Annotated in this window: 13 protein-coding genes; 5 read left to right on the top strand and 8 right to left on the bottom strand. The window is 46.9% G+C overall.

Annotated elements, in window-relative coordinates; translation table 11 throughout:
* Nucleotides 1-9: 9 nt before the first annotated feature.
* The gene (locus LEP1GSC061_RS22095; RefSeq protein WP_415751827.1) at nucleotides 10-69 is read right to left on the bottom strand and encodes a potassium-transporting ATPase subunit F; all 60 of its coding nucleotides are present in this window, start codon (nucleotides 67-69) and stop codon (nucleotides 10-12) included.
* A gap of 216 nt (nucleotides 70-285) precedes the next feature.
* The gene (locus tag LEP1GSC061_RS05920; RefSeq protein ID WP_016545080.1) at nucleotides 286-999 is read right to left on the bottom strand and encodes a nitroreductase; all 714 of its coding nucleotides are present in this window, start codon (nucleotides 997-999) and stop codon (nucleotides 286-288) included.
* Nucleotides 1,000-1,106: 107 nt separating this feature from the next.
* Between LEP1GSC061_RS05920 and LEP1GSC061_RS05915 the strand changes: the two genes are divergently transcribed.
* On the top strand, nucleotides 1,107-1,700 hold the full coding sequence (locus LEP1GSC061_RS05915) for a TetR/AcrR family transcriptional regulator (protein WP_016545075.1): 594 nt from the start codon (nucleotides 1,107-1,109) through the stop codon (nucleotides 1,698-1,700).
* A 43-nt stretch (nucleotides 1,701-1,743) separates the two neighbouring features.
* Here the strand turns inward: LEP1GSC061_RS05915 and LEP1GSC061_RS05910 are convergent, their stop codons facing one another.
* The 4 genes from LEP1GSC061_RS05910 to LEP1GSC061_RS05895 form a co-directional block, all read right to left on the bottom strand.
* Complete coding sequence (locus LEP1GSC061_RS05910; RefSeq protein ID WP_016544804.1) at nucleotides 1,744-2,280, bottom strand: LIC20153 family lipoprotein; 537 nt, start codon at nucleotides 2,278-2,280, stop codon at nucleotides 1,744-1,746.
* A 139-nt stretch (nucleotides 2,281-2,419) separates the two neighbouring features.
* On the bottom strand, nucleotides 2,420-3,466 hold the full coding sequence (gene arsS / locus LEP1GSC061_RS05905; RefSeq protein ID WP_016544707.1) for an arsenosugar biosynthesis radical SAM (seleno)protein ArsS: 1,047 nt from the start codon (nucleotides 3,464-3,466) through the stop codon (nucleotides 2,420-2,422).
* Nucleotides 3,467-3,491: 25 nt separating this feature from the next.
* Nucleotides 3,492-3,833, bottom strand: coding sequence for an arsenosugar biosynthesis-associated peroxidase-like protein (locus LEP1GSC061_RS05900; RefSeq protein ID WP_040508094.1), 342 nt, complete (start codon nucleotides 3,831-3,833; stop codon nucleotides 3,492-3,494).
* Nucleotides 3,834-3,973: 140 nt separating this feature from the next.
* Nucleotides 3,974-4,459: a DUF4395 domain-containing protein gene (locus LEP1GSC061_RS05895; RefSeq protein ID WP_016544603.1), complete on the bottom strand. Its 486-nt coding sequence runs from the start codon at nucleotides 4,457-4,459 to the stop codon at nucleotides 3,974-3,976.
* A gap of 78 nt (nucleotides 4,460-4,537) precedes the next feature.
* Here LEP1GSC061_RS05895 and LEP1GSC061_RS05890 point away from each other — a divergent pair, with 78 nt between their 5' ends.
* The 4 genes from LEP1GSC061_RS05890 (at nucleotide 4,538) to LEP1GSC061_RS05875 (ending at nucleotide 11,521) form a co-directional block, all read left to right on the top strand.
* A complete protein-coding gene (locus LEP1GSC061_RS05890; RefSeq protein WP_084680467.1) occupies nucleotides 4,538-5,950 on the top strand; it encodes a hypothetical protein in 1,413 nt (470 codons plus the stop codon).
* 95 nt (nucleotides 5,951-6,045) lie between these two features.
* Complete coding sequence (locus LEP1GSC061_RS05885; RefSeq protein ID WP_016544306.1) at nucleotides 6,046-7,350, top strand: adenylate/guanylate cyclase domain-containing protein; 1,305 nt, start codon at nucleotides 6,046-6,048, stop codon at nucleotides 7,348-7,350.
* Between the two features lie 19 nt (nucleotides 7,351-7,369).
* A complete protein-coding gene (locus LEP1GSC061_RS05880) occupies nucleotides 7,370-8,098 on the top strand; it encodes a class I SAM-dependent methyltransferase (RefSeq protein WP_016544650.1) in 729 nt (242 codons plus the stop codon).
* A 126-nt stretch (nucleotides 8,099-8,224) separates the two neighbouring features.
* Nucleotides 8,225-11,521: an efflux RND transporter permease subunit gene (locus LEP1GSC061_RS05875; protein ID WP_016545001.1), complete on the top strand. Its 3,297-nt coding sequence runs from the start codon at nucleotides 8,225-8,227 to the stop codon at nucleotides 11,519-11,521.
* Nucleotides 11,522-11,568: 47 nt separating this feature from the next.
* Here the strand turns inward: LEP1GSC061_RS05875 and LEP1GSC061_RS05870 are convergent, their stop codons facing one another.
* A complete protein-coding gene (locus LEP1GSC061_RS05870) occupies nucleotides 11,569-12,165 on the bottom strand; it encodes a TetR/AcrR family transcriptional regulator (RefSeq protein ID WP_016544624.1) in 597 nt (198 codons plus the stop codon).
* 3 nt (nucleotides 12,166-12,168) lie between these two features.
* Complete coding sequence (locus LEP1GSC061_RS05865) at nucleotides 12,169-13,158, bottom strand: aldo/keto reductase (protein WP_016544725.1); 990 nt, start codon at nucleotides 13,156-13,158, stop codon at nucleotides 12,169-12,171.
* Between the last annotated feature and the right edge of the window lie 18 nt (nucleotides 13,159-13,176).

Below are 13,176 nucleotides of genomic sequence, written 5' to 3'. Positions count from 1 at the left end.
GCAGAATTCCTAAAATTTCTCCGGCCGAAGAATGGCAAAGGTAAGATAACCGCAAATCGCGAAAACCAAGCAGGCTAAGAATGAAAAAGGCAAGTTTCCTCCTCGACGGATCTCTTTCGAGATCCGATCGAATAGGAAAAACCTAACCCGTTTTCCGGGATTCGTCAATCGTTAGGAGAATTAAGAACCGGGTCTAAAGCGTTAAAAAGGCGTTAAGATTCGAACCGTCCCCTGGAAGAGAAAGAGATTTATAAAAACCTAATCCTTCTCTCAGGGTAACAGGATTTATTCGTAGAATTTAATCAGATCGGAGGCCTTTTCCCTGGGAGTATGAAAGGAATTCAGATCGGAGTCCCGTTTCGGATAACCCAGACTCAAACCGCAGACCACTTTTTCCGATTCGGGCAGCCCCAATTCTCCTCGAACGATATCAGGAAAGGCGGACAAGGCGGCCTGAGGTACGGAACCCAATCCGTATCCTCTGGCGAGAAGCATGACGGTGTTCAAAAAACAGCCTATATCCAAGGCGATATAGAAATTCAGATCGAATTCCGTAGTGATAAAGACCGCCGTGGGAGCTCCGAAAAATTCGAAATTGCGGAGCATAAAGGCGTCCCTCGCTTCCTTATCCTTCCTTTCTATCCCCGCAACTCCGTAGATTTTCATCCCTAGATCGAACATTCTCTTTTTGGCTTCGGAAGGAAAACCGCTCGGCCAAATCGTATCCGGCACCGGAGCCTCGGATTGCTTGGCCCTTTCCACGAGTAGCCTCGCCATACGATCCTTTTTTTCTCCCGAAAGAACATGCACCTTCCAAGGTTGGCTATTCTTCCAACTAGGGGAACGAAGCGCATTAGAAAAGAGTTCCTGCAAAACACCCGGCTCGATCGGTTTGGAAAGATAATCCCGAACGCTATGCCTGGTTCTCACGGCCTCCTCCACAGTCTTAGCGACTCCCGAAATATCGACGAATTCAGTCTCCGAGGATAAGGACGACATACCCACCTCCGTAAATAGGGCTTGCTTTTAATTCCGTTTCGTATTTCCTAAACGCATAGGATACGAACAGACAAGTCTGTCTGCTATTCGATCCTAAAAGGAACAAAATGTCAAGCCCGGAAAAAGGTCCAAAGGACAGGATTTTAGAGACTGCGGTTCGTCTCTTCCAGACCCAAGGATACGGAAATACCGGAATCAATCAGATTATCCAGGAATCCAAAACCGCCAAGGCCAGTTTTTACGATTATTTTCCATCCAAAGACGATTTAGGAAAGGCTTATATAGAATTTTACGGAAAAGAACAGCTAAAGCTTTTGGAACTATTGAAAAAGCGCTCCGATTCTCCCAAGGATTTCGTTCTAGCATGGACCCAAATCTTAAGGAGGCAGACAAGGAATAGCGGGTTCGCAGGATGTCCTATGGCCAATACTGCCGCACAAATTGCCTCCACCTCCGCTCCGATTTCGGAAGAAGTACGGAAATTGGCGTTAAAGACCATTGATTTTTTAACGAGCTACCTGAAGGAACTCCAACAAAAGGGAAAACTAAAAAAAGATACGGATCCCCAAACTATGGCAAGAAGAGTGTTCGCCTGTTACGAAGGAGTTTTGCAGATCTGGAAGCTCACCGGAAAAGTCTCCGCTTTGGACGATTTACCCGGAATGGCGGACTCTATTCTACAAGGAAAAGGAAAGAACTAGCGTCCCCCTTTCTTTCAAGGAAAGGGAGATTTGAAACCTAGTTTTACGGCGAATATTGCACCGTCGCTGCCGGAGGATTTCCTCCTATAAGATAGAGCAGGAAGTAATAGGAACCTCCGGTCACATTCGTATAAACGAAAGGCCCCGCGCTTCCTCTCGTGGTCGTACTGAACTGGCTGGAATTCGTAAGATCACTTGTCGCCAAAGGACAATCCGTATTCTCGTAGATAGTAGCTTGATCCCCGCTTTCGTTCGGATTATCTATGGAATCCACTCCCGTAAAAGTCACCGTATTTCCCGCAGTCGCGTTCAAGACTTCCACGATGGCGATCGGGTGATTTACGAACGGAATTCTCCCCCATACAACGTTAGATGTGCTTCCCTTAGTCGTCTTAGTACGGTTTATGGATACGGGGGACTTTCCAGGAAAAGCTACGGAGCAGTCGCCCCCTCCTCCCAAAAGAATGCCGAATAAGGCTAATGTGGTCGTGGTCTTATCATCCTCTTTTTTCTCACAGCCCGGAAGTAACAGGGCAGAGATCAATAGCACAGATAAGAACCAAGGCGTTTTTTGTTTCATGAGATTTCTCCTAAGAACCAAGGTCCTGTAGGGCCTATTTTTAAGACTAGGTCTGAGTTTCAATCTCATTAAGGAATCCATGGGACATTCTGGCAAGAAAATACCCGGTTTTTACGGTTTAGAAGAATAGAATGGGCCTTTATTCCGCTATGGCCCCGCCGCAAGAGGAACCTGCCCCAGCTGTACAACCGTAGCAATGCTGGTCCAAGCGGATGGATCTCTCTTCGAGTTTTGCCTTATTGAAATCGGAAATCCTAGTTACGTTTCCGGCAACCTGCATATCCAGCATCTGATTGAAATCGCAATCATAGAGACTGCCGTCCCAACCCACGCTTAGGGTATTACGGCACATCACTCCCAGAGCTGCCGCAGGATTAAAGGAAGTCACAAGCTTTTCCAGATAAGAGTCCAAATTGCCGCTTTCCAGTAGGAACTCCAAAAAGCGACTGATCGGCATATTCGTGATCGTAAAAAGAGAGTTGAATTGCACTCCGAAATTCTGCAGAAGTTCCCTCTTGAAGTCCCCCTCCAAGGTGGATTGCCCTCCCGGAAGAAAGGCTCCCCCCGGATTGTATACCAAATTCAGCACCAATCCGGAGCCGGGAATTCCATAACCGATCGCATTCAATTTCTTTAATGCTTCAACGGATTTATCGAATACCCCGTCCCCTCTTTGCGCATCCGTCCTTCTCTTCTGGAAATAAGGAAGACTGGATACCACTTCCACCTTATGCTCCGCGAAAAACTCGGGAAGGTCCCTGTATTTTTCTCCCGCCATCACTATGGTCAGATTGCAGCGGACCATGATCTTTTTGCCGAGTTTGGAAGCTTCTTCTACGAACCATCTAAAATTAGGGTTCATCTCCGGGGCTCCCCCGGTGATGTCCAAGGTATTCACTCCCGGAGTCGCAAGAGCGGTTAGACATTCCTGCATAATTTCCTTGCTCATGGATTCTCTACGGTCCGGCCCGGCATCCACATGACAATGTTTGCATGTTTGATTGCAGAGTTTACCCACATTTACTTGTAGGATATCTATGCCGGTAGGTTTCAGAGGAAGCAAACCGATCTCGGAGAGCTTTTCTCCGAAGCTAGGAAGAGATTTTCTTTCGGAAGATTCCGCAAGAATTCTAAACTGCTCCGGGGAAGAAGCGAGTTCACTTCCGCGTGCAAGAAGGGACTTCATATTTTTCGACTCCGAAATTGGATCCTTAGATCCCTAATTCTTTTACCTTGTTCAAGGCTTGGACGCTATGAACGAGGCTAGCTCCTCCGCGAATCGCAGCTCCTACATGAATGGCTTCCCAGAGTTGCTCTTCGGTGGCGCCTTTTTCCAAAGTATCCGTGGTATATGCGTCTATGCAATAAGGACATTGCACCACATGTGCGACGGCTAAAGCGATTAGAGACTTTTCTTTTGCGCTCAGAGCTCCGTCCGCAAAGACGGATCCGTAATAATCGAAAAATTTCTTGGCCAGATCCGGTCCGAATTCTCCGATATTTCCGAATTTCTTCAGATCTTCCGGATGATAGTAAGTGTTGTTTTGAGACATCGGTTTCTCCCTATGATTGTTTTTATGATTCGTTTTCGCATCAAAAGGGAGAACCCTCTCCATTTTACCAAAAGTTTGGAATATTAGAATAATTAATTGCTTGTAGCGATCGAATTATCCTGCTTTGCATTGCCCCGCTTTCAACTTTTCGGTGCGAATGTCAGATTGTTACATTTTTCGCAGACTTCTTCCGGGATGATTCCCCATTTCATCAAATAACCGAAAACGAAGCATCCCGCACAAAAGCCCAGGGCGCTCTCTAAGGTCGCAAAGAATACTAATACGCCCAAAACGATTTGGAAATAGAATATTTGTCCGAAAAGAAGAAGGACTAACGCGGAGGAACTAAAAACGAGACCCACTAGCTGAGCGAATCTCTTAGGGGGCCCCGGAACCGTTCTCGATCCTAATTTCAATCCGGGGACGATCACATGTATTGCCAGCCTGGCAAACAGAGAGAATTTCGGACCATACAGCACTCTTGCCAAAAACCCGTATAAAAGTGCGGCTGTTAACCAAACGGATTGGGTGAGTAAGGCGCTTAGGCTTAAGAGAACTACGAGGCCGGCAACGCTTCTGGCCGCGTATTCGTTGACTGTGTCGGGGAAATTTCCTATACGAATCATGATTCCTCAAAAATTGCTTTTCTCTAACTTAGACAGAGTCTCATATTTCGCAAGAAAATTTTCGCTATATTGAACAATATGTATAATTTAACAAATGGGCAAAATCTTAAACACAGAGGACTTGTAGTACCTTCTACCCTCTTGTTGCTCTGGGCGATTCCGCTGATTCTCTTCCCTTTTCTATTCCGTAGGGCCGATTTCGGAATTCTGGCCTTTTGTTTTTTTGCAAGCCTAAGCTCCTATTTTCTATTTCTAAAGACCCAGAATTCGGACTCGGAATTCCGTTTTGGATTAGGCGCGGGAATTCTAGTCCGAGTCCTTTTGCTATTCTCACCCGTATTTCTCTCCGAAGACGTATATCGATTCCTTTGGGACGGAAGCATGGTTTTAAGAGGAAGCTCTCCTTATTCCGTTTTGCCGGGAGAAATTGCATTCGAATCCCAAGCCCCCTGGAGAGAAGAATTACTCGAGAAGATGAACTCGGGTGCCTATTACTCCGTATATCCTCCGATCCTCCAAATCCTTTTCTTAATTCCGTCCGCACTTATGGAGCTTTTCTCTTCCGTAAAAATCGGAATCGGTTTCTGGAAACTCACCGTATTTCTATTCGAGTTAGGGTTCGCTTACCTATCCTTACGTAAAAAAAATAAAAATTACTCTTTTTTAAAATATTGGCTACATCCTCTCGTATTATGGGAAGGAACGGGTAACGGACATCCGGAACCGATTTTGGTTTTCTTTCTTTTTTACTCCGCTCTTCTTTGGCAAAAGGGGAGAATTCTAACCGCTTGGATTTCATTCCTATCCGCGATTTTCTTAAAATTGGTTCCTCTGCTGCTATTGCCTTATCTATTTTTTAGATGGATCGGAAAAAGATCGATCCGGACCCGGATCCTTATCATCCTATCCGGTAGCGTAATATTCATTTCATTATCCGTATGGATTCTGTCCCTATATCCCGATACGGAAATCCTACAAAAACAATGGAAGGAGGGTTTAGGAGTCTATTTCCATCTCTTCGAATATCATGGAGGAATCTACTATCTGACAAAGATTCCTATGAAGTATACCTGGTATCCTTATTCTGCCGCATTATTGCTTTCCTTTTTGGCTTCCGTATTCATCGTATTCTACTCCTACCTAAAATCTATCCGGAAAGAATCGAACGATTTGATTTCTCTCGCAGGTCTATGGGTGGGGGTCTCCGGGATCTACTACGCGTTGTCTAGTACGGTACATCCTTGGTATTTTCTTCCTATCCTCGCCGCTTCGGTTTATTCCAAACATATTTGGCCTTTAGCCGCATCCTCCGTTTGGATCCTATCCTATTCTACTTATCTGGAACTTCCCTACTCCGATAAGAATTGGGCTCTTTGGACGGAACACTTAATCGTGTTAGTAATCTTCCTCTACGAAACCTTCGCAAAAAAGTCCGGAAACTCCCGTATAAAAAAAGAGGATATTGCAAACTCAGTGATAGAACCTAGTTAAGAATCGGGAAATTTTTCTCTTGCCAGGCGACCCTTAAAACCAAAGATTTCGAAGAAATTTCCGAAGCATCCCGTTCATAAGAAGGCGCAAAAAACATGAAACTTCGAAGCTTTGATACCCTGGCCAATACTCTGGAGAAGGAGATCCTACAAAGCGAAACGATCCGCAGTAAGATTCTTCTGGGGATTTTCGCCTTCGCGGGCGTTCTTTGGACGGGACTTTTTTTCTTGGCCGAAAAGGAATTCGACCTGAGTACCGGCATGGATTTTCCTTTCGAAATTCTCATCGCCACCGTATTTGCAGGAGCGTTCTACGAGGCTTTATTTCTACTACTTCTCATCCGACTGCAAAAAAAAGGAGCAAAACTCCCTTTATTGCCGAGATACGGAAACACGCTCATAGAGACCTCTTTGCCGGGAATCGTTTTACTGATCTTAGTACAACTTCATCCTCATCCTGTCATCCCCATCAATTCCCCGGTAAGCAATCTATTTCTCATTTTCATAATATTATCGGTTTTAAGAATGGAATTCGGACTTTCGGTTTTCACAGGAGTCGTAGCCGGAACAGAATTCATTCTGATCGGATTTAAATTCATGCCGGAAATCCCGCAAGGATCCGACGAGGCCTACACGTTCTTCTTTGCCAAATTGCAAATGTGGATACGAGCGGCACTATTCTTCAGCTCCGGAATCGTCGCAGGACTCGTGTCCATGCGCATGAAGACGGTTCTCAAAAATTCCATCCGAAATCTGGAGGAGAGAAACGAAGTGGTGGGTATGTTCGGCCAATATGTTTCCCCTTCGGTGGTGGACAAACTGATGAGTCAGAAGTCAGAGACAGTCTCCGAAAGTAAAAACGTATGCGTCATGTTCCTGGACATCCGGAATTTCACAAAATTCTCCGAGTCCAAGAGCCCTACGGAAGTCATAGAATACCTGAACACCCTCTTCGAAGACATGATAGAGATCGTGAACCAAAATAACGGAATCATAAATAAGTTTTTAGGTGACGGATTCATGGCCGTCTTCGGAGCTCCCCTCTCCGATGAAGGAAAAGACGTACAAAATGCGGTAAAGGCCTCGCTCGAGATCCAGCGTAAAGTCGGAGAGTTGAACCGATCCGGAAAAATTCCCGAAACCAAGATCGGAATCGGGCTGCATTCCGGAGAGGCGATGACCGGAAACGTAGGATCTTCCCAGAGAAAGGAATACACGATCATCGGAGATACGGTCAATCTTGCCTCCCGAGTGGAGCAGTTGAACAAGGACTTCGGATCGGAGATCCTTCTTACGGATTCAGTATTCGAAGAAGTAAAGCATACGATAGAAGCGGAATCCCTTCCTCCCGTAAAAGTAAAAGGAAGAGAGAAAGAAGTCTTCGTCTATCGGTTAGTTTGATATCGGATTCTCGCCATTCATGAAAAGTCCCAAAGAACATTACGACTCCTTTCTCTCCGAAAAATACGCTTGGATGTTAGGTGATTGGAAGGAAAAAGAAGAAGAGCAATTCTACCTCTTCCAGACCTGGGGCCTTGCGCCGAAAGGCAAGGGGCTCGCATGGGACCTGGGCGCTGGAAACGGGCTGCAATCCCTGGCTTTGGAAAGGTTAGGTTTCGACGTTCTTGCTCTGGACTTAAGCGATCAGCTTCTCTCCGAAATTTCCCTTCGAAAACCGGATACTAAGATTCGTACTAAGACAATCGATATCAGGAACCCGGAATTGTACCGGGGAGAGGCCCCGGAATTATTGGTCTGCATGGGAGACACTCTCCCCCATTTGGATTCCGCCCCGGAGGTGGAGAACTTAGTTTCGATCTGGTCCTCCTTCCTAAGGCCCGGATCTCTATTAGCGATCGCTTATAGAGATTTGAGCTACGGAAAACAGGGAAATACTCTCGGATTCAATGTTAGATCGGAAAGGGATCGGATTTTTTCTTGTATTCTTCGTTTTGGAGAGGAGAAAACCGAAGTCACCGATATTTTCCAAGAATGGAAGGACGGAGCCTGGGTTTTTTCGGCGAGTTCGTATAATAAATTAAACCTTCCTCTCGACCGTTTCCTAATTCTTTTGGATCGATACGGCTTTAGCTTAAAAACGGAAGAAGAGAAGAAAGGAATGCGTTATATTCTGGCCGAAAAGTCCTGATTAGACCTTTCTAATGGCATACGGTTCCTACTTAGGAATATTTTCCCAAACCTCTTTCTTATAAAAACCATTCGACACCTCCGAACGAGCTTGGATCTTGTACGTATCCCCGCCCGGAACCGTTACATGATTGATAAACTGATACGACTCTCGATTAAGAATAGATACTTAGTACTCATCCTCACCGCGGGGATCAGTATCGTCGGACTATATAATGCGTATCAACTTTCCATAGACGCCATCCCGGATATTACGAACGTTCAAGTTTCGGTGGTTACCCAATCTCCGGGACTCTCTCCCATAGAGGTGGAACAATTCATCACTTATCCGATAGAGATGGAATTGACCGGAGTTCCGAATGTGACGGAGATCCGTTCCATTTCCCGTACGGGAGTGAGTAGCGTGACCGCCATCTTCAAGGACGGGACGGATATTTATTTCGCAAGACAGCTCATCAACGAAAGGTTGAGAGCCGCTGAAGCCGTGATTCCCAAGGGCTACGGTTCTCCGGAGCTCTCCCCTATCGCGACCGGTTTAGGGGATATCTACGAATTCGTGCTCACGAGCGATAGACATTCGCCGGAGGAACTCAGAACCTATCTAGAGTGGGAACTCGCGAGGGAAATCAAGTCTACGGAAGGGATCATCGACGTAAACATCATAGGCGGAGAATCCAGACAATACCAGATCAAAATCGATCCCCAAAGATTAGCGGTTCATAATATTACGCTTTCCCAACTTTGCGAAAAATTGGAATCCGCGAACCAGAACACCGGTGGAGGATATATCTCCAAAGGCTCCGAACAGATCGTGATCCGGGGAGAAAGCCAATTCAAAACCGTAGAAGAGATACGTAACGTAGCCGTAAAGACGGAGAGAGACGGAGTTCCTCTTCTCTTAGGGCAGATCGCGACCGTGGAAACCGGACCGGCTCTCCGATTCGGACTCATGACCAAGGACGCCAAGGGAGAAGTCGTGGGAGCCACCGCGATGATGCTCATGGGACAGAACTCTCTAGAAGTGGTAAAGCTCGTGAAGGCAAAGATAGAAGTCTTACGAGGTCGACTGCCCGAAGGAATGCAAATCGTGACATTCTACGATCGTTCGGAATTCATCGGACGAACGTTAGGAACCATTTTCACGAACCTGGCAGAGGCTGCGGTCTTAGTCATCATCGTTCTCATTCTCGCTCTAGGAACCGTTAAGGGAGCGTTACTCGTAAGCTTATCCATCCCGATTCCTATGCTTGCGGCGACCATTTTCATGAGAATGTTCGGTATCGTGGGAAATTTGATGTCCTTAGGAGCCTTGGACTTCGGACTCCTTGTGGACGGAACCATCGTGATGCTGGAATCCGTTTTGCATGGATTCATCCTGAAAAAATCATTCTACGAATTACAGAATTCGCAGGAAGATAGGAAGCTCGCGGCGGAGGAAATCATCACGGAGTCCTGCCTTCGAGTGGGAAGAGCCGCGGCATTCTCCGTTGGGATCATCCTACTCGTATATCTGCCCCTAATGTCCCTCGAAGGCGTGGAAGGAAGAATGTTCAAACCGATGGCGATCACGGTCACCATCTCCTTGGCGATGGCTCTTCTTTTCGCCCTCACCACCTTCCCCGCAGCGGCGAGCATACTTTTCCAACAGCCCGTATTTCATCATAGCAAATTCTGGGATATAGCCTCCGAGAAATACCAGGAACTCCTGGCGTTCGGTATGGGGAACAAGAAACTTTTCCTAAGAGCGGGCGTCGGAGTATTTGCACTTTCTTTAATATTAGGTTCCACTTTAGGGTCCGAATTCCTTCCCAGGATCGACGAGGGAGAATTCGCCATCGACATAAAGCGACTTCCTTCCACGTCGGTGAATTATTCCAGAGAGACGAATACGGAAATCGAAAAGGTGCTCTCCAAGTTTCCGGAAGTCAAAAGCGTAGTAAGCAAGATGGGACGGGGAGAATCGGCGGCGGAGCCGATCGGAACGGAAGAGGGAGAATCCATGGTGAAGCTCGTTCCCGCCAAAGAATGGACGAGTGCCTCTTCCCGAGACGAACTCATGGATAAGATGAAGGAAGCGATCTTAAAATCCGTTCCTTCCAGTACGATTTCCCTTTCTCAGCCGATCGAGAACCGCGTGAACGCACTACTTTCGGGATCCAAGGCGGACGTGGTGATTAAGATCTACGGAGACGATTTAAAAACGCTCAAGGATACCGCGGCTCAATTCGCGGATAAGATCCGCAAGGTTCCTGGAGCGGCGGATCTACGAGTGCAAAGAGTATTAGGACTTCCTCTCATAGAGATCAAAGCGGATAGACAGAAGATGGCGCGTTACGGAGTAGAAGCCGAAGAGATTCTTACCACGGTGGAATCCTTACGTATCGGTAGACGTGCCGGAAAAGTTTTCGAAGGTTTCAAGAGATTCGATCTGGTAGTGCGACTCCAGTTGGACGTATCCGATTTGGATAAATTGGAAAATATACCCGTCATGACCTCCGGAGGGGTCACCATACCTCTGGGACAAGTCGCCTCCATAGAATTCGTGGAAGGACCGGCGGCCATATATCGCGAATCCTTAAAGCGTAGGATCATGGTGGAAACCAACGTGAGAGGAAGAGACTTGGTGGGATTCGTGAATGAGGCCCAAAAAGTCACCGCCGATCTGGAGAAAAATCTCCCGGAAGGATACAGAACGGATTGGGGAGGACAATTCGAGAACTTCACACGAGCCAAAAATAGGCTGCTACTCGTGGTTCCGATCGCTCTTGCGATCATCTTCGTAATGCTCATAGCCGCCTTCGGAAATATCTATTACGCAGCGGGAGTGTTCATCGTGGTTCCGCTCGCGGTGGCAGGAGGAATCATAGGACTCGTCATACGGGGTCTTCCATTCAGTATCCCAGCGGGAGTAGGATTCATCGCAGTGAGCGGTATTGCGGTATTGAACGGTGTGGTCTACGCCTCCACTCTGAAGGAAGAATTGGAAAAAGGAGTGGCAGTATCCGAGGCGGTAATACTCGCGGGGCTCCATTCCCTAAGACCCGTAATGACCACCGAAATCATAGCGGCGGTGGGATTCATTCCGATGGCGATTTCCACGATGGCGGGAGCGGAAGTGCAAAGACCTTTGGCTACAGTGGTGATCTTCGGGGTCATAGTGGCGACGGTTCTATCTAGGGTGCTCCTTCCTATCGTGATGGAATACCTACTGAATCTCTACCAAGATCAGGAAAGAAGAAAGCAATTACGTAAAAAGAAATTAGAAGCTGAGTTCCAGGCTTCGAGGGCCCAGGAAAGAGCGATTTTCCATTTCGATTCCCACAAAGAGACCGAGGAGATCTCCTGGAATTCCGAAGAATCGGAAGAAGAGGAAACGCCCAAAACCAAAAAAGTAAAATCGGGATCTAAAAAATCCAGAAAATAGGATTTATTAAATTCTAATTTTATAAAACTCTTCGAGTCCGCAAGACTCTATTTGGCTTTTAAGCCGGAGAGAAGGTTACGAATCAAGGAGAGAAGAAACCCTTCTCTCTCTTCCTGGATATTTTCGAATACCAAGCGAGGGTGATGGAACGCCGCGGTTCCTTCGAATAAGATCCTCGCTCCTTCTTCGGGAGTATTGCAGAAAAATGTTCCGGACCGGATCCCCTCCTCCACCATCCTTTGTAATTGGGAATACATGGTACGGATATGCTTCTGCACGAAAGGTCTCGTCTTTTCCGCGGACATATTGAATGCGGAATAAATCTTAGGATCCGCGAGAATCTTTTCCCTCTTCAATCTATGGAGTGTCAAAAACCATTCAGTAAGACGAGCTTCGGGAGATCCTTCTAGAGAAGTCACATTCTCCAAAGCGGTATCGATACGATCCAGCCAACGACTAGATACGGAATCCAGAAGAGCTTCCTTATCGGAAAAATGTTTGTAAAGAGCCGCATGGCTTAGATTTAATTCTCTGGCCACGTCGGTAAGTTTCAGACGCTCGACCCCGTTTTTACGAATTTCTTCTTCGGCGGCATCGAGCGCTTTTTGCTGTAATTCTTTCGGTGTTAGACCGGTCTTAGGCATTGCTCATTTTACTACGAGCTGCATCCCATGAGCCGGATATCTATCACCATGAAAGGCTCCTTCGGGGAAGGATTCATTCAAGATTTTTAATTCTTCCGGACTCAGTCGAACGGACTGCGCTTCCAAATTTTCCGCCAGACTAGCCCTTCTTGTGGAACCGATCAGAGGAACGATATCTTGTCCTTGATGCAGAACCCAAGCTATGGCGAGTTGCGCGGTAGTGCAGCCCTTCTTCTTAGCAAGCTCTTCCAGCACACTCACACGCTGCAGATTCGCTTCAAGGTTTTTTCCTTGGAACCTGGGAGAATTGGATCTAAAATCGGAAGTACCAAGCATACTCTCTATCTTTCCGGTCAGAAGTCCTCTCCCTACTACTCCATAGGCAACGATTCCTATCCCCAATTCCCTACAGGTCTGCAAGAGCTCTCTTTCCAAGACTCTAGTTGCCAAAGAATATTCGATTTCCAAAGCGGTAACCGGATGCACCTTATGAGCGCGTCTTAGATTTTCAGGAGAAGCTTCCGACATTCCTAAATATCTCACTTTCCCTTCCTGGATCAGCTCCTTGATGGCGCCGACCGTCTCTTCTATAGGGACGGACGGATCCACGCGAGAAGGTTGGTATATATCGATCACATCCGCTCCAAGTCTAGTAAGAGAATAGGCGGCGAAATTCTTCACAGAAGCGGGCCTCGCGTCGTATCCGATAAATCCGCCCTGGGGAGTCCTAAGGGCTCCGAATTTCACGCTGATCAAAGGCTTGTCTTTCCGAGTCTTCAAGGCTTCGGAAATCAGAAGTTCGTTATGACCTATCCCGTAAAAATCTCCCGTATTCAGTAAATTGATGCCTGAGTCCAAGGCGGCATGGATGGTCGCAATCGCCTCCCCTCTATCTCGGGTCTCCTTGGATCCGTAGAAATCGGACATTCCCATACAACCCAATGCGAGCTCGGAAACTGTGGGCCCATCGGCTCCTAATCTTCTCATTTTCATCTGGATTCCTCCGTTTAG

The organism is Leptospira wolffii serovar Khorat str. Khorat-H2 (assembly GCF_000306115.2).
In the GTDB taxonomy this organism is placed as follows: domain Bacteria; phylum Spirochaetota; class Leptospiria; order Leptospirales; family Leptospiraceae; genus Leptospira_B; species Leptospira_B wolffii.
This window is presented reverse-complemented; position numbering and strand designations above follow the sequence as displayed.